21 protein-coding genes and 2 pseudogenes are annotated in these 21996 nt (G+C 61.1%); 10 read left to right on the top strand and 13 right to left on the bottom strand.

Features of this window, described 5'->3' with window-relative positions; all coding sequences use genetic code 11:
• Positions 1-49: 49 nt before the first annotated feature.
• The 4 genes from ACJ2A4_RS09815 to ACJ2A4_RS09800 form a co-directional block, all read right to left on the bottom strand.
• A complete protein-coding gene (locus tag ACJ2A4_RS09815) occupies positions 50-1000 on the bottom strand; it encodes an efflux RND transporter periplasmic adaptor subunit (RefSeq protein WP_408872683.1) in 951 nt (316 codons plus the stop codon).
• Positions 1001-1052: 52 nt separating this feature from the next.
• Positions 1053-1247 (bottom strand): DUF1656 domain-containing protein, encoded by a 195-nt coding sequence (locus ACJ2A4_RS09810; RefSeq protein ID WP_194259615.1) that lies wholly within the window; start codon positions 1245-1247, stop codon positions 1053-1055.
• Complete coding sequence (locus ACJ2A4_RS09805; RefSeq protein ID WP_194259598.1) at positions 1247-3256, bottom strand: FUSC family protein; 2010 nt, start codon at positions 3254-3256, stop codon at positions 1247-1249. The genes ACJ2A4_RS09810 and ACJ2A4_RS09805 overlap by 1 nt, the downstream gene beginning before the upstream one ends.
• Before the next feature lie 168 nt (positions 3257-3424).
• Entirely contained in the window at positions 3425-3862 is a 438-nt protein-coding gene (locus tag ACJ2A4_RS09800; protein ID WP_408872682.1) for a hypothetical protein, read from the bottom strand.
• Between the two features lie 216 nt (positions 3863-4078).
• Here ACJ2A4_RS09800 and ykgO point away from each other — a divergent pair, with 216 nt between their 5' ends.
• The 3 genes from ykgO (at position 4079) to ACJ2A4_RS09785 (ending at position 5249) form a co-directional block, all read left to right on the top strand.
• Complete coding sequence (ykgO, locus tag ACJ2A4_RS09795; protein ID WP_007281615.1) at positions 4079-4204, top strand: type B 50S ribosomal protein L36; 126 nt, start codon at positions 4079-4081, stop codon at positions 4202-4204.
• 41 nt (positions 4205-4245) lie between these two features.
• Positions 4246-4914 carry a tetratricopeptide repeat protein gene (locus ACJ2A4_RS09790; RefSeq protein ID WP_408872681.1) on the top strand — a complete coding sequence of 223 codons (669 nt, stop codon included), beginning with the start codon at positions 4246-4248 and terminating at the stop codon, positions 4912-4914.
• Between the two features lie 92 nt (positions 4915-5006).
• Positions 5007-5249 (top strand): hypothetical protein, encoded by a 243-nt coding sequence (locus ACJ2A4_RS09785; RefSeq protein ID WP_062511236.1) that lies wholly within the window; start codon positions 5007-5009, stop codon positions 5247-5249.
• A gap of 10 nt (positions 5250-5259) precedes the next feature.
• On the opposite strand, the gene ACJ2A4_RS09780 is transcribed toward ACJ2A4_RS09785, so the two are convergent.
• Positions 5260-7500, bottom strand: coding sequence for a primosomal protein N' (locus ACJ2A4_RS09780; protein WP_408872680.1), 2241 nt, complete (start codon positions 7498-7500; stop codon positions 5260-5262).
• Positions 7501-7545: 45 nt separating this feature from the next.
• Here ACJ2A4_RS09780 and ACJ2A4_RS09775 point away from each other — a divergent pair, with 45 nt between their 5' ends.
• Positions 7546-8499 (top strand): tyrosine recombinase XerC, encoded by a 954-nt coding sequence (locus ACJ2A4_RS09775; RefSeq protein WP_408874150.1) that lies wholly within the window; start codon positions 7546-7548, stop codon positions 8497-8499.
• Positions 8496-9416, top strand: coding sequence for a retroviral-like aspartic protease family protein (locus ACJ2A4_RS09770; RefSeq protein ID WP_408872679.1), 921 nt, complete (start codon positions 8496-8498; stop codon positions 9414-9416). The genes ACJ2A4_RS09775 and ACJ2A4_RS09770 overlap by 4 nt, the downstream gene beginning before the upstream one ends.
• Positions 9417-9498: 82 nt before the next feature.
• Here ACJ2A4_RS09770 and ACJ2A4_RS09765 read toward each other — a convergent pair whose 3' ends face one another.
• Together ACJ2A4_RS09765 and ACJ2A4_RS09760 are read right to left on the bottom strand one after the other, a co-directional pair.
• Positions 9499-10335: an alpha/beta fold hydrolase gene (locus tag ACJ2A4_RS09765; protein WP_408872678.1), complete on the bottom strand. Its 837-nt coding sequence runs from the start codon at positions 10333-10335 to the stop codon at positions 9499-9501.
• Between the two features lie 53 nt (positions 10336-10388).
• Positions 10389-11184, bottom strand: a protein-coding gene (locus tag ACJ2A4_RS09760; RefSeq protein WP_408872677.1) for an IS5 family transposase whose coding sequence is annotated in 2 segments (ribosomal slippage) — positions 10389-10845 and positions 10844-11184 — 798 coding nt in all. Because the reading frame shifts where the segments join, the coding sequence is not laid out codon by codon here.
• Between the two features lie 92 nt (positions 11185-11276).
• Here ACJ2A4_RS09760 and ACJ2A4_RS09755 point away from each other — a divergent pair.
• Positions 11277-11786, top strand: a complete 510-nt coding sequence (locus ACJ2A4_RS09755) for a MerR family transcriptional regulator (protein ID WP_408872676.1) — start codon at positions 11277-11279, stop codon at positions 11784-11786.
• Here ACJ2A4_RS09755 and ACJ2A4_RS09750 read toward each other — a convergent pair.
• The gene (locus ACJ2A4_RS09750) at positions 11783-12475 is read right to left on the bottom strand and encodes a type 1 glutamine amidotransferase domain-containing protein (protein ID WP_408872675.1); all 693 of its coding nucleotides are present in this window, start codon (positions 12473-12475) and stop codon (positions 11783-11785) included. The two genes, ACJ2A4_RS09755 and ACJ2A4_RS09750, sit on opposite strands and share 4 nt — an antisense overlap.
• 151 nt (positions 12476-12626) lie before the next feature.
• On the opposite strand from ACJ2A4_RS09750, the pseudogene ACJ2A4_RS09745 reads away from it, so the two are divergent.
• Positions 12627-13559, top strand: a pseudogene (locus tag ACJ2A4_RS09745) (SDR family oxidoreductase).
• Positions 13560-13731: 172 nt separating this feature from the next.
• On the opposite strand, the gene ACJ2A4_RS09740 reads toward ACJ2A4_RS09745, so the two are convergent.
• The 4 genes from ACJ2A4_RS09740 to ACJ2A4_RS09725 all read right to left on the bottom strand — a co-directional run bounded on the left by ACJ2A4_RS09740 (position 13732) and on the right by ACJ2A4_RS09725 (position 17395).
• On the bottom strand, positions 13732-14253 hold the full coding sequence (locus ACJ2A4_RS09740; protein ID WP_408872674.1) for a hypothetical protein: 522 nt from the start codon (positions 14251-14253) through the stop codon (positions 13732-13734).
• Positions 14254-14327: 74 nt separating this feature from the next.
• On the bottom strand, positions 14328-15686 hold the full coding sequence (locus tag ACJ2A4_RS09735; RefSeq protein ID WP_408872673.1) for an ammonium transporter: 1359 nt from the start codon (positions 15684-15686) through the stop codon (positions 14328-14330).
• Positions 15686-16024 carry a P-II family nitrogen regulator gene (locus ACJ2A4_RS09730; protein WP_024716650.1) on the bottom strand — a complete coding sequence of 113 codons (339 nt, stop codon included), beginning with the start codon at positions 16022-16024 and terminating at the stop codon, positions 15686-15688. The genes ACJ2A4_RS09735 and ACJ2A4_RS09730 overlap by 1 nt, the downstream gene beginning before the upstream one ends.
• Before the next feature lie 147 nt (positions 16025-16171).
• Positions 16172-17395 carry a mechanosensitive ion channel family protein gene (locus ACJ2A4_RS09725; protein WP_408872672.1) on the bottom strand — a complete coding sequence of 408 codons (1224 nt, stop codon included), beginning with the start codon at positions 17393-17395 and terminating at the stop codon, positions 16172-16174.
• Positions 17396-17738: 343 nt separating this feature from the next.
• Here ACJ2A4_RS09725 and ACJ2A4_RS09720 point away from each other — a divergent pair, with 343 nt between their 5' ends.
• Genes ACJ2A4_RS09720 through cysE form a run of 3 tightly spaced genes read left to right on the top strand, consistent with a single transcriptional unit; the run spans position 17739 to position 20467 of the window.
• Positions 17739-18455: a hypothetical protein gene (locus ACJ2A4_RS09720; RefSeq protein ID WP_408872671.1), complete on the top strand. Its 717-nt coding sequence runs from the start codon at positions 17739-17741 to the stop codon at positions 18453-18455.
• 15 nt (positions 18456-18470) lie between these two features.
• Positions 18471-19688, top strand: coding sequence for a UbiH/UbiF/VisC/COQ6 family ubiquinone biosynthesis hydroxylase (locus ACJ2A4_RS09715; protein ID WP_408872670.1), 1218 nt, complete (start codon positions 18471-18473; stop codon positions 19686-19688).
• Positions 19685-20467 carry a serine O-acetyltransferase gene (cysE, locus tag ACJ2A4_RS09710; protein WP_194260225.1) on the top strand — a complete coding sequence of 261 codons (783 nt, stop codon included), beginning with the start codon at positions 19685-19687 and terminating at the stop codon, positions 20465-20467. The genes ACJ2A4_RS09715 and cysE overlap by 4 nt, the downstream gene beginning before the upstream one ends.
• A 52-nt stretch (positions 20468-20519) precedes the next feature.
• Here cysE and ACJ2A4_RS09705 read toward each other — a convergent pair.
• Positions 20520-21680 (bottom strand): annotated as a pseudogene (locus ACJ2A4_RS09705) (aldose epimerase family protein).
• Between the last annotated feature and the right edge of the window lie 316 nt (positions 21681-21996).

Below are 21996 nucleotides of genomic sequence, written 5' to 3'. Positions count from 1 at the left end.
CCGCCTTTTTGAAAAAAGGCGGAACCCAAAAACTTTTATTCCAAAATCCTTATCGATGTCCGAACAGATGGCGGACGTCGTCGCCGAAATGCTGGAAAGCAGCATGGGTGGAGCGGTGACGGCGGTTGCCCTCTTCTGACACGACGGTCACCGTGGCTGTCATGCCGGCGGCGAGCGTCAGGTCATCGGGGATCTTGTCGATCTTCACGCGGACCGGGATACGCTGCGCCAGACGGACCCAGGTATAGACCGGGTCCACTTCCGGCAGCCCCTGCTTGTTCACCAGAGCATTGTTGCTGGCGATACCGCGGGTGATGCTCTCAACATGGCCGAAGAGCGGGTCGTGATAGCCCATCAGATCCATGCGGACGAGATCGCCCTCGTCGAGGTCATGAACCTTGGTTTCCTCGAAATAGCCGTCCACCCAGTAGGAACTGGTGTCGATGATGTGGATGTTGACCACACCGGCCGTTGCGAAGTCACCGGGACGCATGATCAGGTTGGTTACGATGCCGTCGATGGAACTGCGGACTTCCGTTCGTTCCAGATTGATCGCGGCCTGACGTTCCGCAGCCTGCGCCGCATCGTACTGGGCCTGCATCTGCTGGGACAGGGCTTCATACTGCCGCTTTTCCTCAACCGAGACGGCCGTGCCGGGGATGGCCTTGCGCCACTGGGCCTGAACGACACGAAACTCCAGATCGGCCTTGCGTTCGGCGACGCGGGCTTTGGCCGTATCGAGCGCCACCCGGAAGTCGAAGGGATCAATGACATAGAGCACGTCCCCCTTGTGGACGAACTGGTTGTCCTTCACCCGCACTTCGAGGATCTGTCCCGAGACGCGGGGCGCGATATTGGCGACCTGCGCACGCACCTGTCCGTTCCGGGTCCAGGGAGAGGCCGTGTAGTAATCCCACAGAATGACGACCACAAGAGCCGCCACCACGAGAATGCAGAGCGTGATGGTCAAGCGGATCAGGCGATGGGCACTGGCAAGCACGGGACGGTCACCTTGGTTTCGAAAAATGGAATTCGGAGCGGGAGTAAAAGGGTCAGAGGATCAGGGTGTAGATGCCAACCAGGCAGATCAGGATGCCGAACTGGGCCAGTGGCGGGTCCCAGACGAAGCGCCATAGGTCAAACCAGCCCATGATCCAGCGCAGGATCCCGAGCGTGACCAGCGCCAGCGCCAGATTGATGACGAAGGCCGAAACCAGCACGCCATCAAGATCGACGACCTGTGTCATTACCATCGCTTGCGTCCTATCCCGTAGTGATGCACAGCCGAACGGTTCAGACGCACCATCGTCCGGACCGCTTCCAGACCGCCGATACAGTTGATGATCATGGACTGCTCTTCGCGGATGCCTTCCGAAAGGCGCTCAAAGAACATGGCCTGAAGTTCGGGGATTTCAGCCTCCAGAAGGCCGAGCTTGTCATGGGCCAGCAGACGCCGCACATGACGGACCATGGGTTTGAGTCCGTGCAGATGCCCGGCCTCATCCAGATAGTGCCGGACGCGGGCAATCGTGCTGGAAAAATCCTCCAGCGCCACGAAGCGGTTGAAAACGCGCCGGGAGCGCAGACCAGGATCCTGCATCCGGTCCGTCCACATCAGGAACTGGCTGAGGCGTTCATATTTCCGGCTGAGCAGCGGCGGGCCCATACGCTCACCATGTCCGGCAAGCTGCGTTTCCAGATCATAGGCAATGGACACTGCCAGCCGGAAACGATGGCGCCGCGCGGTAGGCGGCCAGAGCAGGACCAGCAGCACGAAGGAGAGCACCGCCGCCATGGCATAAAACGTATTGCGTGTGATGAAGGCCAGCGGATCATAGTTGTGGTGATTGCCAAGCCCGATGAACACCAGAAAGAACACGCCGTAATTGAAGCCGATGGCGCTGGTTTTCGGGTTCATCAGCAGCAGGCAGGACACGATGGTCTGTGGCAGGAGGACCAGCGCCAGTCCCAGCATGCTTTCCACATGCGGCAGGATCATGAAGTCCAGCCAGGCGGCCACGAGAATGCCAGCCGGCATGCCGATGATCGCACCCTTACCGAACTGTGCCGTATCAATGGCCGTGGACGCCAGCGTCAGGACCAGCGCCGTCTGCGACAGGGCCGTGACGGAAGCCGGGATGCTGGACGCAAGACAGAGCGCGGAGGCGACACTGAAGCCCAGCAGGACGCGCATCGCGTTGATGAAGGCGGTGACGTAATCCGGATTGCTCTCAAGATGAGCCAGCTTGAGCGCATCGCCCGCCGGTGTGGCGCGCAGGAGCGTGTTCATGCCGGTGCGGATGTGCAGACGGTTACTGAGAAGCGTCGAGCAGCGCTCGAAAAACCAGGCTTCCCGCGCCGAGGGGACGAAATCCGGGTCTTCCTTGCGGATGCCATCCAGAATCGTGTCCATCGTCTCAAGACGGGTCGTGCCATCCTCGGAGCGCTCATGCCAGGCCCGGACGTGACGGATCAGGAGATCGGAAATGCCACCGGTTTCCAGAAGCCAGGCAATGGCACGGCTGGTAGTCAGGACGGTCAGCATGCCGATGATACCCAGCCGCGCGCCCGCCATCCGCAGGCGTCCGCGCTCGACTTCGGTCCGGGCGTAGGAAATCTGGGTCATGAGCGCGAGAATCTCGCCGCTCAGCCCGATCATTTCCTCCGGCGTGGCAATCGGCTCGCCCATGACGGCGGACTTGCCGGTCTGCCGCACGCGATGGGACAGCGTCTCCATAGCCTCGGACAGCCGGCGCCAGGCTTCCGGAGAGCCGGAGAGAATATTGACGACCGCAATGGAGGCCACGCCGATGGCAATATCGGAGGCGCGGGCGATGCTGACGGGATAGATGTTCTGCGGATCATCCATCGTGGGGATGGCCACAAGCGCGACCGTATAGCCCGCCAGAAGCGCCCCGTAGGACCGGAAATCGCGCTCGAGCGAGCCCACGAAAGCACAGGCTGAAATCCACAGGGCCGCCCCACCCAGCGAGAGGGCCCGCTCCTCATTGAACATGGCGACGAGAATGATGGAGACACTGACGCCAAGCACGGTGCCGGCCAGACGGTAAAACGCCTTGGACAGTGCCTGGCCACGCAGGGGCTGGGCCAGGATCATGACGGTCACGCCTGCACTGGCAGGCGAATCAAGCTGGGACCAGAAGGCCGTTCCGAGCGCCAGGACAAGTGCAAACCAGGTCCTGAGACTGAACTGGAGCCACCCCGGGCGAAGAACTGACTGTAGTGCTGCGGTCAAGAGCGTTGCTCCCCACCCGGCACAGACTTCATCAGAAACAGTCCCACGGCCCTCGTTACCAGAATCAGACTTCAAACCTTAGGAGCGCTTGCCCGGAAAAGTTAGTCCTCAAATCCTCTGGACACGCTTTGACAGACAGATCCTCACGCGGATGTGTCTGTCTGCAGGCTAGTCTTCTTCGGTTGGCAGGGCGTTGCAGGCCGCAGTCAGCTTGGGGTCCGGATGCGTGGCGGCGCTGCGGCAATAGGTTCGGGCATCGGCACCACACATATTCGTGACGTCCTCCATTTCGGAGGACAGGACATCGCGCGCCACGCCGATATCCTGATTGTGCTCGGGATCGATGCCTTCTTCCTTGCCGAGTGCCGTCTGCGCCTTGTGCATCTCCTTGAGCGCATTGATGCAGGAATTGCCTGCCGCGTCCGGATTGGTCTGCAGCACCCGCAGGATCTTGTTGATGGCGAATCCCTGCTGGTTGATCGTGGGATCGTCGTCATTGGTCTTGGCGTCGCCGTCATCGGCCCGGGCCATGACGGGCGCGGCCAGGGCGACGGCGAGAGGAAGAAGGGCCAGCAGACGGGCGGGACGGGAATGGCGCTTGATCATGAAGTTTACGTTAGGAGAAAATATCGCCGCAACAAAGACCCGGAACACCGCTGTTGCAGCATGTTGCAAAAGGGCGACAGCAAGGAATTCCGCCATCCGGGCGGCTTGTCAGCTTGACTCTGCATGGCGGGATCGGTAAGCGGGGCCATTCTTTCGCGGGCGTTCCGGCCCGCTGTCCGGTCCGCAAGGGCCTTACCCGTCGAGAGCCTGATCACCATGAAGATCCGCAACAGCCTGAAGTCCGCCAAGGTCCGCGACAAGGACTGCCGCGTTGTCCGCCGCCGCGGCCGCGTTTACATCATCAACAAGAAGAACCCGCGCATGAAGGCTCGCCAGGGCTGAACCCCTTGGTCTGCCGGATGACAGACGGACGGCGCTGGCTGATGGCTGGCGCCGTTCTGCTTTGTACCCCGGCCCTGACATGTCTGCCAGTTCAGGCTGAACCTGCGGAAAATCCACCGGTTTCCAGCCCAGCAGCCCCTCCGGCTGCACCGCTAGTCCAGCCCGCTCCTGCAGCAGGGGCTGCGAAGGCCTCTCCCAAATCCCCGACATCCCGTCCCCGCCGCACACTCCACGATCGTCTCGTGGAGGCCGAGAAGGCTCTCGCCATGGCCGGGAATGAAAAGCAGGCCGGTGAAATCGCCGACCGCACGGAAGGACTCCGCAGCCGTGCCCTGACCGGCAGCGTGCAGATGCTGATCAGCGATTCGCATGATGCGCTGGAGAAACATGATTTCCAGCGGGCGCAGGATGATCTGACCTCCGCCATCACCATCCAGCCCGACCAGTCCATTCTGTATCGCCAGCGCGCAGCCATCCGCCTGATGGCCGGCGATAATAACGGCGCCATCTCGGATCTGGGCGTCGAACTTCAGGCCGATCCCGGCGATCCGACAGCCTGGGGAATGCTCGCCGAAGCCGAGCACGACCGCAATGAACCGGATGCGGCTCTGCAGGCCTTCCATCAGATGCTACTGCTGAATCCGAAATCACCCGATTCCGACAAACAGCTCAAAAAGCTGGAAAAGGCCCGCGACGGCCAGCAGGACTGACGCTCCATACGGCGTCTCACTGTCGTTGCTCTGGCAACCCCTTGTATTGCCGGGTGTTCATCCCCTGATTCCTTTTTTCAGGAGATTTTCGCATGACAAAGCATTCCCCCGCCCATGCAACCGCTATCCCCGAGGCCGGTTCCAAGAAGAGCTGCTGCTCCAAGATGAAGACCTGTTGTCAGAAGGCCACGCGCGCCCGTGAAATCGGTCTGGCTGGCATGACGGCTATGGCGACCTTTGGCCCCAAGCGCTTCCGTCCCTACTTCCAGCAGATCCTGGCCGTCATCGCGGTCGTCACCGCAACGGTCGAGTTCTTCCGCAAGCGCAAGGGCTGATTTTCCAGCCTTAAAGAAAGGAGATGGGGTCGATATCAATATCGACCTTTGCTCCCCCGATTGGTTTGATATCGGCCAGCCACTCCCGCAGGATCGGCTGCACGGCGATGCCCCGCATCGTCCGCAGCAGCAGCCGCCTGCGATGCCGTCCGCGCAAGACGGCAAGCGGGGCCGGAGCTGGTCCCAGAATCTGCACCCCTTCCCTCTCCGGAGCAGCCAGTGCAATGTCGCGTGCCAGCGCATCTGCGGCTTCAGCACTCGGAGCGCTCACGATCAGTGCAGCCAGCCGTCCATAAGGCGGCCAGAAGGACGGGCGTCTCTGTTCGGCTTCCTGCTCCATGAAGGTCTGGAAATCGTTGGACACCAGCGCCGTCATGACGGGATGCTCGCCCACATAGCTCTGAAGCAGCACGCGGCCGCGATGCTCGGCACGGCCTGCGCGACCTGCGACCTGATGCAGAAGCTGCACGGTCCGCTCCGCCGCCCGCAGGTCACCGCCTCCCAGACCCAGATCGGCATCGACGACACCCACAAGTGTCAGCTTCGGGAAATGCCAGCCCTTGGCGACGATCTGCGTGCCGATGATGAGGTTGACCTCCCCGTCCGAAATCTTCCGGACCGCCTCCGCCGTGGCAGCAGGAGAGCCGAGCGTATCAGACGACATCACCAGCAGTTTTGCGTCCAGGAACCGGAGCTTCGCCTCTTCCGTAATGCGCTCGATCCCCGGTCCGATGGGCACGAGCGAGTTCTCCGCGTGACATTCCGGGCAATCCTTTGGAATCCGTTCGGTATGCCCGCAGTGATGGCAGGTCAGCATGCCCCGCGCCCGGTGTTCCACCAGCCAGGCCGAGCAGTTCGGGCACTGCATCCGATGCCCGCACGCCCGGCAGAGCGTCAGCGGTGCATAGCCACGCCGGTTGAGGAACAGCATGGCCTGCTCCCCCTTCTCCAGCGTTTCGTCGATGGCGGTACACAGCTTGGGCGACAGGAACAGACCCCGCTCCGGCGGATCGGCCCGCATATCCACGAGTGAAACATCCGGCAAGGTGGCCCCGCCGTGTCGCGCGGTCAGGAGTTCATGCCGGTAGCGGCCGCTCTCCACATTCGCGAGCGTTTCAAGCGACGGCGTCGCGGAGACGAGAATAGCCAGTGCATCCGCCAGACGGGCGCGGACGACCGCCATGTCCCGGCCATGATACATGACGCCCTCTTCCTGCTTGAAGGCACTCTCGTGCTCCTCGTCCACCACGACGAGGCCCAGATCGGAAAACGGCAGGAACAGCGCCGAGCGAGCGCCGACCACAACGCGGGCGCTGCCTTCCGCCACGGCGCGCCATGTCTCACGACGTCGCTTGGCCCCGAGATCGGAATGCCAGACAGCAGGTTCTGCCCCAAAGCGACGGATGAAACGGTCAGTCCACTGGGCAGAAAGCGCGATTTCCGGCAGCAGGACCAGAACCTGCTTCCCCTTGGCCAGACAGGCCGCCACGGCCTCGAAATAGACTTCCGTCTTGCCCGATCCGGTCACACCTTCCAGCAGCGTGACCTGAAACCGCCCTGCCTCGACTGGACCGCACAGTTCCTGCGCGACTTCAGCCTGTTCTTCGGAGAGCTTCGGCGCGCCATGGCTCGGGTCCGGTGTTGCAAATGGGGCGGCCACGGCAATGACGGCCTCGCGCAGCAGACCGGCACTGGCCAGTCCACGAATCACGGCAGCGCTTGCCCCGCTCCGCGCGCCCAGTTCGGCGGTCGTCATGGGCGTGGACGAGGCAAAATTAAGGACGGAGCGACGGGCCGGCGTGATACGCAGATCGCCCTCAGGCATCTCCGTCCGTACCCAGCCCAGAGCGGGCTTAGGCGTGTCCTTGAGATGGATACGCGTCGCCATCGCCAGCACCAGACCCGGCGGGGTGAGCGTATAGGCCGCGACCCAGTCGATGAAACGGCGCAGGCTCTGCGGAAGAGGCCGGACATCCAGTTTCCCGATGACAGGACGCAGACGCGCAAGCGGAACCTCACGACCGACCGGCAACGCAAAATCAGCAGGCAGGGTGCGGTCGGTTTCCCAGACACATCCCACGGTTTCCCGCCGGCCCAGCGGAACCGTGACGAGGTCTCCGGGCTCAAGCGGCATGGGCGCGAGGTAATCGAACGGTCCCGGAAACGGCAGCGGCACGAGCACCGAAACACGCGTTCCGGTGGAAGGTGGCTTTCGCCGGGGATCAGGCTTGGATAGGCTGCTGGATGCCATGACCGTATCTAACCTCCCACGCTGCGAAATGCCATGACGGCCCCATTGATGGCGCTCGATGCCCTGCGCGACTGGACCGAATGGCTGACACATGAGAAGCGCTCCAGCCCGCGTACTGTCGAGGCCTATCGCCATGACATCCTGCTGGCGCTGACATTTTTCCAGCAGCATCTGGGCGGTGAGGTCACGCTGACGGACTTAGGGAAACTCTCGCTCGCCGATCTGCGCGCTTGGCTCGCTCATGAAACGGCCCGCAGCGAAAAGCCAACCCGCCGCGCCACCAGCGCCAACTCGCGGGCGAGATCGCGGGCGCGGCATGTCTCGGCCCTGCGCTCGTTCTACCGGTATCTGGCCCTGCGGCACGATCTTTCCAACCCGGCCCCGTCCCTGCTCGCCACACCGCGTATGAAAAAGCGTCTGCCCCGCCCGCTGGGACAGGACGCCGCACTGGCCGCGGCGGAAGGCATTTCCGATGATGCCGAGACCAGTCAGGCCGCCCTGCGGGACCGGGCACTGTTCACGCTGCTCTATGGCACCGGGCTGCGGATTGGCGAGGCGCTCTCGCTCGATATCCGGGATCTGACAAATGCGGGACAGAACATGCTGCGCGTGGTCGGCAAAGGTGGCAAGGAACGGCTCGTGCCCCTGCTCCCGGCCGTGATCGAGGCGCTGGAAAGCTGGAAAGCGGCCCATCCTTCTCCCGCGCCCGATGCGCCCCTGTTCTGCGGAGTACGGGGCGGGCGACTCAATCCCGGCGTGGCCCAGCGCGCCATGCGGAACTGGCGCAAGGGCGAAGGCCTGCCCGATTCCGCAACGCCCCATGCCCTGCGCCATTCCTTTGCAACCCATCTGATGGAAGGCGGGGCCGATCTGCGTACCATTCAGGAACTGATGGGTCACGCCAGCCTCTCCACCACGCAGGCCTATACGCTGGCGGATGAGAAACACCTGCTGGACGTCTGGCGCAAGGCACATCCGCGCTCGGGTCAGGGATCATGAAACGCGCCCTGCCAGCCGTCCTGTTTCTGGGCATGACGCTGTGTGCGACGACCATTCAGGCCGCCCCCACCTGCGAACTGGCCCGGGCCGTCGTCCTGCCGCTGCGCGATGATGGCGGCTATCTGAGCGTTCCGGTCACGGTAAACGGGCAGGATGCCTCGATGATCGTGGACACCGGTTCCGAAGGCAGCCTCATGACGCCGCAGGGTGTCTCGGCGCTGCATCTGCCTCCCGATCCCGAACATCGCACGATGATGCAGGGCCCCAACGGCAGCCCGCGCCTCGTACCGAACATCCGCATTCAGGACCTCCGGCTGGGAACACGCTCGGCAGGCGAACTTCCCTTGGGTATGGGGACGATGGCCGTCGGCATCCTGCCGGGTTCGCCCATGATCCGGCCACCCGTTTACGGTCTGCTGGGAGCGGATGTGCTGGCAGATTACGATCTGGAATTCGATGTTCCGCATCAGCGCCTGACACTCTGGACGGTGCGCCTGAATTCCAGCGTCTGCCACCAGCCACCCGTCTGGAGCGGACACTGGGCGACAACCCCCGTGCAGCGTCAGTCTGGACGCCTGATGGTGGCCTTTACGCTGGACGGCGTGAAGGGTACGGCTTTGCTGGACAGCGGCGCGCGCTCGCATATCGTCAGCACGGATTTCGCCCATCGCATCGGCCTGACCGACGAACAACTCGCCCGCGATCCGGGTGGCCTGACGGCAGGCGTGGACCTTGGGGAACGCCAATATCACTGGCATCGTTTCGGACAACTGGAACTGGGCGGCACCGTCTGGACACATCCCGTCCTGACCGTCGCCCCCGTCCACGATCAGGCCAACATGCTTCTGGGCTCGGACTGGTTCGCCCATCACGAAATCTGGCTGTCCTACGCCACGAAGCAGCTTTTCTTCCGTTAGGCGCCGAACATGCCGGGAAAGTTTCCCAACGGTCATCAGGCAGGTAAAGCCACCACGTCTTCACCTGCCTAAGGTACAGGCTTTATCGGGTGATAAAAGCAAGAATATCGGCATTGATGATATCTGCATGTGTCGTGTGCATGCCGTGCGGATAACCGGGATAGATCTTCAGCGTGCTGTTCTGAAGCAGCCTATCCTGAAGGACCGCCGCGTTCCGGTAAGGCACGACCTGATCATCATCGCCCTGCAGCACAAGCACCGGCACTGTGATGGCCTTCAGATCCCCGGTCTGATCCGTTTCGGAGAAGGCCCTGATACCCTCGTAATGAGCCTTGGCGCTGCCCATCATACCCTGACGCCACCAGTTGCGGATCGTGCCTTCGGAAACCTCAGCACCAGAGCGGTTAAAACCGTAGAATGGCCCTGTGGGAACATCGAGAAAGAACTGTGCCCGATTGGCTGCCAGTCCGGCCCGCAATCCATCAAGAACTTCGATCGGAGCACCCTCAGGACTGCGGTCCGTCTGCACCATCAGAGGCGGCACTGCGCTGATGAGCACAGCTTTGGCCACACGCCCTTGAGGCTGGCCATATTTTGCGACATAGCGGGCCACCTGTCCGCCGCCTGTTGAATGCCCGATATGGATGGCATTCTTCAGATCGAGATGTTCCACAACGGCCGACGCGTCGGCTGCGTAATGGTCCATGTCATGACCGTCACTCACCTGTGCAGACCGTCCGTGACCGCGACGGTCATGCGCGATGACGCGAAATCCCCTGCTCAGGAAGAACAGCATTTGCGCGTCCCAGTCATCGGCACTCAGCGGCCAGCCATGATGGAAAACAATCGGCTGGGCATCCTTCGATCCCCAATCCTTATAGAAAATCTCTACACCGTCAGATGTGGTGACAAAGGACATGATACGCCTCCTGGCCGATCAATAACGGGATACTGGTCAGAGCCTAGGGCCTGTTAGGGCTTGATCCAGTCTGCTGCGGCAGCGATGTGGATGACCGCGAGGAACGACGTTGCTGTTTTTTCATATCTGGTTGCGACAGCGCGCCACTCCTTGAGGCGAGCCCAGAGGTTCTCAACGAGATGCCGACACCGATAGGCCCATTTGGGGCAGACGACCGGGCCATCGCGTCGTTTCGCGGGAATGGCTGGCCGTGCTCCCATGTCCCATATCCGTTCACGAAAGGCATTTGACGCATAGCCCTTGTCCGCCACTACCCACAGGGGAATGGCGGGAAGGTTGTCGAGCATGGCTGGTGCCAGGGGCAGTTCATGAGCCTGTCCGGGGGCCAGCGCAAAACCGAAGGCTTTTCCATGTCCATCAGCGATCACGCAGACTTTCGTGCCATAGCCGCCGCGAGAGCGGCCAAGTGCTTCACGATGGTCCCGCTCTTCGAAAGAGGCCCCTTTTTTGGGCTCCCGCCGCTTTGTGGTGAGCCCTGATGTTCGTGCCATCCAGAAAAGTCATTCCGAATGCCACTCCCTGTTGTTCCTGAACCAGTGCGAGCAGCCGCTCCCATACGCCGAGCTTCGCCCAGCGGATGAAAAGCTGCGCAGCCCGCCACCACGGACCCAGTTCAGCGGGGATACTCCGCCATTTCGCGCCATTCTCATGACGCCAGAAAATCGCTGCTATCGTCCGCCGCAGATCATGTGGCGGCGTCTTGCCCCTCGGGCGAACCTCCTCAATCAGAGGTTCCCAGATCGCCCATGTCTCGTCCGTAAAGGTGCCTGTTCTGTCTCCTTCTTCCATCCCTACAATATGGGAAGAAATTCAAGATCTAACAGGCCCTAACCTTGAAGCTAACTTCAAGGTCAAGCTGCGTTCATGACCGGGGGTAAATCATGAAGATTGGAGAACTGGCACAGCAAAGCGGACTGACACCCTCGCGCATCCGCTTCTATGAGCAGATTGGCCTTCTGAAGACGGTCGAGCGCCGTCCTAACGGATACCGGACCTATCCGCCGCAGGCCGTGATGATCCTGGGTCTTATCACAACGGCGCAGCGGGCCGGGTTTACGCTGGATGAAATCCGCACCCTGCTGCCCTCTGATCTGACACACTGGGATCATGCGGCGCTGATGGAGGCCCTGACACGCAAAATTGCGGATATCGAAGCGCTGCAGGTGCGCCTGAGCCAGAGCAGAGCGCATCTGCTCCGTCTGATTGAGGATATTCAGGAGCGCCCCGACGACATGGACTGTGCAGCCAATGCGCATCGTGTCCTGACGAACATGCTTGCGAAGCACCCTGAAGCCCTCGACGTCACGTCGGGCGATATCCGCCTTCTGGATACGAAGGACCGCCGTCAGTCGGTCAGTCCTGGCCGCCGTAAAAAGACGGCATCCCGTTAAGCCCCATCCAGAAGCGCCACGACTTTCCTTGCCGTCCCCCTGGCGGAAAAGGGGTTCTGCCCTGTTACCAGTCGACCATCGCTCACCACATGGGACATGAAGGGCAGGAGTGCCTTTTCGTAAATTGCACCCCGTGCCTTCACCGGCGCTTCCGCATTATAAGGGACTTCGCGCGCAACACCTGCCAGTTTCTCCTCGGTCCATGAAAAACCGGTGATCTTTCGGCCGGAGACCAGAAAAGAACCGTCTTCACGCCGGGTATTCAGAAGCCCGCAATATCCATGACAGACAGCGGATACGATGCCGCCCTTTTCCCAGATCGCTCTGGTGATGGCCTGAAGACCTTCACTGTCCGGAAAATCCCACATCACGCCGTGACCGCCGGTGAAGTAGATCGCATCATAATTCTCGGGCCGCACGTCATCGGGGCTCAGTGTAGAGTCCAGTAAAGCCATTTTTACCGGATCGTTCAGCCAGGCCCTGGCCGACTGGTCGCACAGGGGCCACTTCAAAGCCTTGGGCTCAAGCGGAACCTTCCCGCCCCGAGGGCTGACAATATGCTGTTCAAAACCCCTGGCGGCAAACACATCCCATGCATGTGTCAGTTCCGACAGCCACAATCCGGTAGGATGAGCAGGATTGTCAAAATGAGCGACATTGGTGGCAACGTGAAGGATACGGCGGTTCATAACGGGTCCCTTTCATGTGGCAGGGTACTCAAACACCCATCCTGTAACGTTCGAGCCTGGCTGAAGGTCAATCTCCTGTTTGACCTTAAATCTGACTCGAACGTTAAGCTGCATGTCCCTCATCTGTCAGACAACGCAGAGGCTAAGACATATGCAGACAATTCTTGGCGCAAACGGTCAGATCGCCACCGAACTGGCGCGGAGCCTGCATCGCTACCATACGCGTGACCTACGCCTGGTGAGCCGCAATCCCCGCAAGGTCAATGAAGACGACACTGTTATGGCTGCGGACCTGATGGATGTCCGACAGACAACCGAAGCGGTGAAAGGCAGCGACATCGTCTATTTCACAGCTGGTCTGCCTCCGGACAGCAAACTCTGAGAAGACCGGTTTCCGGTCATGCTGAAGAATGCTTTGCAGGCCTGCCGGACTGCCGGCGCCAGCTTTGCCTATTTCGATAATACCTACATGTATCCGCAGGACAGTCAGCTTCAGACGGAGGAAACCCGCTTCGCTGCCGTTGGCCGGAAAGGCCGGGTCCGCGCCGCAATGGCCTCCATGGTCCTGGAAGAAATGACGCGGGGAGACATTCCCGTGCTCATCGCCCGCGCTCCGGAATTCTACGGTCCGGGGAAAACACAGAGCTTCACCAATGCCCTGATTATCGACAGGCTGAAAACCGGCAAAAGGCCTCTGATTCCTGTCCGTGACGATACGCGCCGCACCCTTATCTGGACACCGGATGCGAGCCGTGCACTGGCAACCCTGGGCAATACACCAGCTGCCTTCGGGCAGACCTGGCATCTGCCATGCTGTGATGATCGGCCGACCTATAAGACATTTGTCGCCATGGCGAGCAGGGTTTTCGGACGGACGCCTGCTTATTCGGTCATCGGAAAGTGGCCGCTGATCCTCGCAGGCATTTTTTCAAAGCAGGTCCGGGAGATCAGGGAACTGCTCCCGCGTTATGAACAGGACAATCTTTTTGATTCAGCGAAATTCAAGCGTCATTTTCCAGAGTTTTCTGTCACGACATATGAAGAGGGTCTTGAACTGATCGGAAGAGAGCAGAAAGATAGATGAAGCCTTTCTTCAGACCTTTAGGGTCAGGAGGGTCTCGATGATGTGTCTGCTTCTGATTACCCGATGCCGATAACGGGCCTTCCGCTTCTCTACGGCGGCCATGCTTCTGAGACATATGATCAAATAAAAAAGGCTCCTTCCCGAAGGAAGGAGCCTTTTTGAAAAGCGGTGCTCATTCGCCCTTGAGGCGTGAGTTGCACTGCGACCAGTAGCCGCCGCCCTTCTGGATCCATTTCAGCGATCCGTTGCCGCCGTTCGCCTTGTTGGCATTGTACTGGGCCACGCAGGTCTTCTGACGGGCCTTGCCGGCGGAGAGTTTGCTGAACTCCGGTGAGATGGCCGTCGGGAACACGACGTTACCCGAAGACGCAACGGAAGCTTTTGGAGCGATCGGAGCCTTTGTCCCGGCCGGAGAAGAGTCCGGACCTGCGGCCGTTGCGGGAGCCGCGGGCGTTGCCGTGGTCGTCGGGGTTGCGCCGGATGCGGCGGCCGGGGCAGCAACGTTGGACGTGTCACCACAGTTTGCGGCCTTGAACGCCTTGTAGGACTGGCCGTTCAGGGAGCCGTTCTGCTTGGCGGTCTTGAATGCGGCATGGCATTCCTTGGCGGTCAGCGCATGGGCGGGAGCAACGCTCAGACCAGCGGCCAGAAGAGCAGCAAGTGACAGGCCCGAAAAGACTTTTGTAAATGTCATGCAGAAAGAACCTTCATTCTGAAATCAGCGGGAGACCGCAGCCTCCCGCGCGTTTTACTGCCGGATGACTGCGATCAGTTGATGCGCTCACCATGCAGGACCATGTCGAGGCCTTCAAGTTCCTCTTCCGGCGAGACCCGCAGTCCCATTGCCATGTCCAGAACTTTCAGGATCACAGTTGTCATGATGACGCACCATACCACCGTGACACCTACGGCCTCGATCTGCGCGATAACCTGATGGACGCTGGCGACCGTTCCCTCGGGATTGGAAGCCGAAGCCGAAAGCGGACCATAGGCAAACGCACCGGTCAGGATCGCGCCGATAATGCCGCCCGTGCCGTGGACACCAAAGGCATCGAGGCTGTCGTCATAGCCGAAGCGGTGCTTGAGCCAGGTGGCGCTCCAGAAGCATACGGCACCGGCAATGAAACCGATCACGACCGCGCCGCCCGGCAGCACGAAACCGGCCGCAGGCGTGATGGCGACCAGACCGGCCACCGCACCCGAGATGATGCCCAGAGCCGTTGGCTTGCCGGTACGGGCCCATTCGACGATCATCCAGGCCACGCCACCCGCCGCCGCGGCAACCTGCGTCGTCAACATGGCCATGCCCGCACGACCATTGGCGCCCAGCGCGGAGCCGGCATTGAAGCCGAACCAGCCGACCCAGAGCAGTGATGCGCCGATGATGGCATAGGTCAGGTTGAACGGAGACAGGTCTTCGGTCCCAAGACCCTTGCGGCGCCCGAGAATGATCGCGCAGACCAGACCAGCCACACCGGAATTGATGTGCACAACCGTACCACCGGCGAAGTCCACTGCGCCCAGTCCTGCGACCCAGCCGGTTGGGCTCCAGACCCAGTGCGCGACCGGCGCGTAGACCAGCAGCAGCCATGCCACCGTAAAGACGCACATGGAGGAGAACTTCATGCGCTCCGCATAGGCGCCGGTGATGAGGGCCGGGGTGATGACGGCGAACGTCATCTGGAACATCATGTAGACGCTCTCGGGGATCGTCATCGGCATGGCGGCAGACGTGCCCGCACCGAGCGTGAAGGCGGAATCAACGCCCTCATGGAAGTTGTCCGCCACACCCCGCAGCAGAACGCGGGACAGATCCCCGATCCAGGGCGAACCGGTCGAGAACGCCAGACTGTAGCCGGCAATCATCCAGACCAGACTGCCGATGCAGCAGATCATGAAAGACTGGATCAGCGTCGCCAGCACGTTCTTCTTACGGACCATGCCGCCATAGAACAGCGCCAGACCCGGGATGGTCATCATCAGCACGAAAGCCGTGCTGACGAGCATCCAGGCCGTGTCACCCGTATCAATGGGAGCAGCGGCCGGGGCGGCATGGGCAAGCGCAGGAAGAATGGCGGTGCCGGCTGCGATGGAAAACGCGGCGCGCCTCAGCGCACAGGCGGCCATCAGAGAGCGCCCTCGCCGGTTTCTCCCGTACGGATCCGGATGAGCTGGTCGAGGCTGGAGACCATGATCTTGCCGTCACCGATCTTGCCGGTGCGGGCTGCGGTCATGATGGCCTCGATCACGTCCTCGGCGATCGTGTCGGAAACCGCGACCTCGATCTTGAGCTTGGGCAGGAAGCTAACGTGATACTCGGCGCCGCGATAGATTTCGGTCTGGCCCTTCTGGCGGCCGAAACCCTTGACCTCGGTAACAGTCAGGCCCTGCACCCCAAGCGGGGTCAGGGCTTCGCGGACGTCATCGAGCTTGAACGGTTTGATGATGGCAGTAACGAGCTTCACGAACGGCATATCCTCGTTGCGGTCTGGCAATCTGTATCAGAGTATGCCCCAGATCATGCCAGTCTCATAATGATATTGGCAGACCGCCCATGCCGTTTTCGCCGAAATTTTCCTGAACTCCGGATGCTGTTGCCCAAACGCTTCTCCTCAGGAGCGTCCGGGCATCGCTGCGGGCGGAGAAGCCGGCATGTCCGGACCGCGATAGGGACCATCCTGCGGACGATTGACCGGCGGGGCGACCAGATTATCCGGCCAGGGGCTCTGGTCCGGCGTCCCGGAGACAATGGCGGTGCGACCACGCGGCAGACATTCCGGCATTTCCGTGCGCAGACGCCGCAGCATGCGCTCGCGGATGTCGCAGCCCAGATTCCACATCCCGTTCGCATCCGCTGCACCCGCGATCAGACGGATGGAAATGACCTGCGCATTGGTATCCGCGATCTGGCAGCCGATGGACGTCTTGTCCTGATCCCAGTCCGGGCACTTGGCCAGTTCTTCGAAATAGATTTCCCGCAGACGCTCAACCGGCGTCTGGTAGTCCAGCCACAAGAACAGCGAACAGATCAGAGAAGGCGAACTATGCGTCCAGTTCTGGAACGGATTTTCCAGGAAGTATGAGATCGGCACGATGTAGCGGCGGCGGTCCCAGGTGCGCAGGACGACATAGGTCGCATTGATTTCCTCAACCCAGGCCGAGTCCCCGTTCAGGATCAGCATGTCCTCCATGCGGATCGGCTGGGTGACGGCGATCTGGATGCCGGCAATCAGGTTCGACAGGGCCGGACGGGCGGACAGACCGACGATCAGGGAAGCGGCACCAGCAGACGCAAACAGCGAGACGCCGAATTTCTGCACCGAGTGGAACACCATCAGCGAGGACGCCACCGTCAGCACGCCAAAGGAAATCTCGATCAGCCGGCGCAGAACGCGGATCTGCGTCTGGTGCGAGCGCGCGGTGATGTCGTCCGTGTGCTCCTTGGCCGTGATGCGGTTGAGGTACTGGTCCGTCAGCAGACGGAACGTCTTGATGATACCGAAGCCGAGATTGAGAATGAACAGGCACAGGAACGCCTGTTCCAGAAAGGTCATCGTCGCGGGCGTGAAACCGGTGGTGGCCTGAAGGGCGGCACTGGCGGCGATGATCATCAGGAAGTTGCGGATGGTCGTCCGCAGGCGCGCGATGATCGCATGAATGAACTGGATGCGACGCAGGCCCGGCAGCCGCGGCAGGGCCTCCGTGATGACGCGGCTGAACAGCAGCGCAATTCCCGCCGCCAGAAGCAGCAGGAGGATCGAACCAAGCGGAGCGGGAAGCCAGCTCAGGAGATGCCCGACCCGGCTCATGGAATTGACGTAGGAATGTTCGATCATGCGCTGTGCGGTTCCCTTTCCCCTGCATATTCAAAATCTGTCCCTTCCCGGCACGCTGTCAGGAAAGGGAGATGTGCGGCAGAGGCTCAGGCCTTTCTTCCGCGAACGGTCATGATGACGCAGGACAGAACATCAGGGGGAATGAATTGTTCCCTGCCATCCGTCCGTCATGCGAAATTACCGGAAGAAAAGTCTCTCCCGCAGGATGACAGTGAAGCACAGCAATGGCAGCCTGGGTGAAATTTTCCCGGCGCAGGCGCTTTCGGCATCACGATTGACTTTGAAAACCGTGCAACCCGCCGCTTTTCTTTAGCGCTATAGTTTCCGGATTTCAGGAGCATTCATGGGTTATGATCTCAGTATTACCCGGGACCCCATCTGGACAGGACGTCCGGGCCGCAGTCTGACGCTGGAAGAATGGTTTGACGTCATCCAGCGTGATGACGAACTCTGCTTCGCTCCCTCGGGAGATCCCCGGAAGTACCCGACCTGTGATGCCGAATGGCTGGCCCATTCCAGACCTGAAGAGGCACCGCATGGTACGTTTTTTGTGTGGGGCGGAGGCGACGTCATCTGCAAATATCCGGACGAACACCAGATCATCAAAATGGTCCGGATCAGCCACAGGCTGAACGCGATCGTCATAGGCGATAACGGCGAACGCTATGATCTGGATGAGCAGGGGAAGCTGGTCGTGGACGAAAGCGGCCCTCCTGCGCTTCCGAAGCCGATGGCTTACGGCATTGGCTGCAATCCCTGTGAAAAATTCACAAAGGCCATGGCGGCTTCCGAAACATCGGAGAGTGTCCTGTTCTACCAGTGGTATCTTGGTCTGGTCACAGCCGTGAATGCCGCCCGGTACGAGGACGGCAAACCGGTCATGACGTTTTCCCTGACACCAGAACGCATCAGGGAAGATCAGAACTTTTTTTGTCAATACTGCCAGGACCACCCGAACCGGTCATTCCAGCAGGCCGCCCTGCTGCTGATGCAGATGCGGCTGGCGCGCTCCGGGGGTAACGCGCGCCGCCCCCTTCCGCTCAAACCGCCGCGGGAGTAGGACAGGGGCAGGGAGATGAGTACGATGAAAAAAACCCATTACGACCTCTGCATCAACGGTGCCGGCCCGGTGGGCGCTACGCTGGCGTGTCGTCTGGCGGCAGAGGGCGTGCGCGTCCTGCTCATCGACCGCAATGCCCTGCCCGGCATGGAAGACCCCGCACTGGATGGCCGGGCCTATGCCATCGCGGAAGGCTCCCGCCGGATGCTGGCGGATGCCGGAATCTGGGACAACCTGACCAGCGTCGCGCAGCCAATCCATGAGATCCTCGTGGCGGACGGACGCCCGCATGAGGCCCCCTCTCCGCTGACGCTGCATTTTGGCTCCGAAGATGCGCCTGAAGGCCAGAGCTTCGGCTGGATGGTCGAGGCGCGGGACCTGCGTCTGGCGATCAACCGGACGCTGACGCAGTATGACAGCCTCGATGTCCATGCACCGGATCTGGGGAGTTTCACGTTCCATCCGGATCATGTCTCCATCCGTCTGGCCTCCGGGAAAACCGTGACTGCGAAGCTGGCCGTAGCGGCGGAAGGACGTCGCTCCCCGCTGCGTCGTCAGGCACGGATCGGGCTAACCAAGATTCCCTATAACGAGTACGGCATCGTCGCGACCATCGCGCATGAAAAGCCGCATCATGGTGTGGCGCTCGAATATTTCCTGCCGGAAGGTCCGTTCGCCCGCCTGCCCATGCCCGGCACGGCCGAGCATCCGCACCGCTCCGCCATTGTCTGGGCAGAGGGCGAAGGCCGCGCCCAGCGTTTCCATGACCTGCCGGACGAAATTTTCGGACGCGAAATCAAGGCCCGTATGGCGAACGAGGATCTGGGCGAGATCACGCCCGTCGGCCGTCGCTGGATCTATCCGCTCTCGGCGCAGTACGCTCAGAGCTATATCGGCCCACGTCTGGCGCTCGCCGGTGACGCCGCACACGGCATCCATCCGATTGCCGGTCAGGGCCTGAACATCGGCTTCCGGGACGTGATTTCGCTGGCAGACCTGCTGATCGAGGCCCACCGGAACCGCAAGGATATGGGCAGCCGCGAGCTTCTGGTCCGCTATCAGCGCAACACCCGCCCCGGCAACATGGCCATGCTCGCCGCGACGGATGCGCTCGAGCGCCTGTTCGGCAATGACAATCCCGTCCTGCGCCGTCTGCGCGATATCGGCATCGCGGGCGTCCAGCGCTTCCCTGCCCTGCGCCGAGCCTTTGTGCGAAAGGCCATGGGCGTATGACGGGAGCGCCCGAACAGGCCCCTGTTCCGGACAGAACGTCGGATCTCACTGCTTTCTGGAAGGACATGCAGTCCCAGGCATGCAGTTGCCATGACCCGCTGATCCAGGACGTCTTTTCCACCAATATCGGCGATCATCCGGACTTTCCGTCCGCACTGGCCTCCCTGCTGGGCACGAAACTGGCGGACCGCTCGATCCCGGCGACAACAATCACCCGTCTCGTCGCTTCGGTCCTGAGTGCGGAGCCCGAAATTGCGGAAACGGCGGCCTCCGACATTCTGGCGACCTATGACCGCGACCCGGCCTGCCCGGACCTCGTCACGCCCTTCCTGTTCTTCAAGGGATGGCAGGCGCTTCAGGCCTACCGGATTTCGCATCACCTCTGGACAAAGGGTCGTCAGCATCTGGCTCATCATTTCCAGAGCCGGATCAACGAACTCTTTGCCATCGATATCCACCCGGCCGCCCGGCTCGGGCGGCGTCTGAGCATTGATCATGGGACAGGGATCGTGATTGGCGAGACAAGCATCGTCGAGGATGACGTTGCACTGTTTCAAGATGTCACGCTCGGGGGCACGGGCAAGCTGACCGGCAACCGCCATCCCATCGTGCGCCGGGGTGCCATGATCGGATCGGGCGCCAAAATCCTCGGCCGCCTCATTATCGGTGAATATGCCCGGATCGGGGCCGCCTCGGTGGTGCTGGAAGATGTGCCCGCCTATTCCACTGCCGTCGGCAACCCGGCCAGGATCGTGGGCACCACGCCCCGGCCAGCCTGAAACGGCTTAAGAAGCCTGGGTCCGGAGCCTTCACCCCGGACCTGGCCGCTTTTTACTGGTTCGAGAATTTGAACGTCGTCGTGTAATCAAATTTCTGGCCCGGCTTCAGTTCCGTCGTCGGGAAAGACGGATGGTTCGGGCTGTCGGGATAGTGCTCGGCCTCGAAGGCGATCGCATCACCCTGGCGATAGGCACGACCGGACACCCCGGCATAACCGCCATCCAGCGAGTTGGACGTGTAGACCTGCAGACCCGGCTGGTTCGTCAGGATTTCCATGGTCCGGCCCGAACGCGGATCATAGACCTTGCCAGCCAGACGCGGCGCCTGACCGTAAGGCCCGTTGACGACTCAGTTCATGTCATAGCCACGCGCATACATCATCTGCGGATCATTGCTGCGCAGACGGTCCCCGATCACGGTCGGCTTGCTGAAATCGAGCGGGGTCCCGGCAACAGGCGCGATCTGGCCGGTCGGAATGGATGTTGCGTCCGTCGGCGTGAAGCCATCGGCATTGATCTGCAGCACTTCCGGCTCGATGGAGCCCGAACCCTCGCCGTTCAGGTTCCAGTAGCTGTGGTTCGTCAGGTTCAGAACCGTCGGCGCATCGGTCGTGGCGACATAATGCAGCGACAGGGCATTATCCGCGCCGAGCGTGTAGGTTACATGCGTCGTCAGCTTGCCGGGAAAGCCCTGATCGCCGTCCAGGCTGACCAGTTTGAGCGTCAGATAGGCTCCTTTGGCGTTGGTGCCGGTCTTTTCGATCGTCCAGACGTTCTTGTCGAAGCCCTTCTTGCCACCATGCAGCGCATTCGGCGGAGCCGTTACGTCGGTATGATAGGTCTTGCCTTCGACGGGGAAGTTGCCGCCGGCGAGACGGTTGGCATAGCGGCCGATGATGGCGCCGAAGAACAGGCTACCCTTCGCGCTGTCGACCGTGTAGCCCTTCAGGTTGTCGAAACCGAGCACGATGTCCTGCGGATGACCTGCACGATCCGACGTCTCGACGGACTGGATGATGCCGCCATAGGTGATGACGCGGGCCGTCGTGCCGAGACCATTTTTGAGCGTCACGATCCGCACGGGTTTGCCATCGGGCGTGCTGCCCCAGGACTGGCTTGTAATAGTGGGACGGGCCTGTGCCACACCTGCGCTGACAGAGAGCGCGGCAACCGTTGTGAGAAGTGCGGTCTTGGGACCAAAGAATCTGGTCATGGAAAAACTCCCGGGTGTTGAGTTGGGGCCACAGTGCTCCCAAGAAACCGCGGGGATCAAAGCGCGGAAAGCGACCGGAACGCATCTGGATCGCTAAAGCAGTTCTCCTCTTCAAACCGCCAGCATTTGCAGACATACAGTGATGCAGGCTAACGGAGGATACGTTATGACTACGCCCCTCCGCAGTTTTCCGCGACGGATGGCGCGTGGCCGATCGGGTTTCATGGAGTCCTGCAGGGAACGGATTATGAAAATTTCCGTTTTCCTGTGACTTCTTCGTGAGCGCAGGGCCGGGAAGGGCATTTTGAGGATGGTT

This window comes from Gluconobacter roseus (assembly GCF_046058915.1).
In the GTDB taxonomy this organism is placed as follows: Bacteria; Pseudomonadota; Alphaproteobacteria; order Acetobacterales; family Acetobacteraceae; genus Gluconobacter; species Gluconobacter roseus_A.
The sequence above is the reverse complement of the archived record's forward strand: the minus strand, read 5'-3'. Positions and strand labels throughout refer to the sequence as shown.

Excerpts from the sequence above, each read along its gene's own strand:
- ACJ2A4_RS09765 (WP_408872678.1), bottom strand. The coding sequence starts at position 10,335 with ATGTCCTTTGTCACCACATCTGACGGTGTAGAGATTTTCTATAAGGAT.
- ACJ2A4_RS09720 (WP_408872671.1), top strand. The coding sequence starts at position 17,739 with ATGGGTTATGATCTCAGTATTACCCGGGACCCCATCTGGACAGGACGT.
- ACJ2A4_RS09735 (WP_408872673.1), bottom strand. The coding sequence starts at position 15,686 with ATGGCCGCCTGTGCGCTGAGGCGCGCCGCGTTTTCCATCGCAGCCGGC.
- ACJ2A4_RS09725 (WP_408872672.1), bottom strand. The coding sequence starts at position 17,395 with ATGATCGAACATTCCTACGTCAATTCCATGAGCCGGGTCGGGCATCTC.
- ACJ2A4_RS09800 (WP_408872682.1), bottom strand. The coding sequence starts at position 3,862 with ATGATCAAGCGCCATTCCCGTCCCGCCCGTCTGCTGGCCCTTCTTCCT.
- cysE (WP_194260225.1), top strand. The coding sequence starts at position 19,685 with ATGACGGGAGCGCCCGAACAGGCCCCTGTTCCGGACAGAACGTCGGAT.
- ACJ2A4_RS09770 (WP_408872679.1), top strand. The coding sequence starts at position 8,496 with ATGAAACGCGCCCTGCCAGCCGTCCTGTTTCTGGGCATGACGCTGTGT.
- ACJ2A4_RS09755 (WP_408872676.1), top strand. The coding sequence starts at position 11,277 with ATGAAGATTGGAGAACTGGCACAGCAAAGCGGACTGACACCCTCGCGC.
- ACJ2A4_RS09790 (WP_408872681.1), top strand. The coding sequence starts at position 4,246 with ATGGCTGGCGCCGTTCTGCTTTGTACCCCGGCCCTGACATGTCTGCCA.
- ACJ2A4_RS09750 (WP_408872675.1), bottom strand. The coding sequence starts at position 12,475 with ATGAACCGCCGTATCCTTCACGTTGCCACCAATGTCGCTCATTTTGAC.
- ACJ2A4_RS09785 (WP_062511236.1), top strand. The coding sequence starts at position 5,007 with ATGACAAAGCATTCCCCCGCCCATGCAACCGCTATCCCCGAGGCCGGT.
- ACJ2A4_RS09810 (WP_194259615.1), bottom strand. The coding sequence starts at position 1,247 with ATGACACAGGTCGTCGATCTTGATGGCGTGCTGGTTTCGGCCTTCGTC.
- ykgO (WP_007281615.1), top strand. The coding sequence starts at position 4,079 with ATGAAGATCCGCAACAGCCTGAAGTCCGCCAAGGTCCGCGACAAGGAC.
- ACJ2A4_RS09740 (WP_408872674.1), bottom strand. The coding sequence starts at position 14,253 with ATGACATTTACAAAAGTCTTTTCGGGCCTGTCACTTGCTGCTCTTCTG.
- ACJ2A4_RS09780 (WP_408872680.1), bottom strand. The coding sequence starts at position 7,500 with ATGGCATCCAGCAGCCTATCCAAGCCTGATCCCCGGCGAAAGCCACCT.
- ACJ2A4_RS09715 (WP_408872670.1), top strand. The coding sequence starts at position 18,471 with ATGAGTACGATGAAAAAAACCCATTACGACCTCTGCATCAACGGTGCC.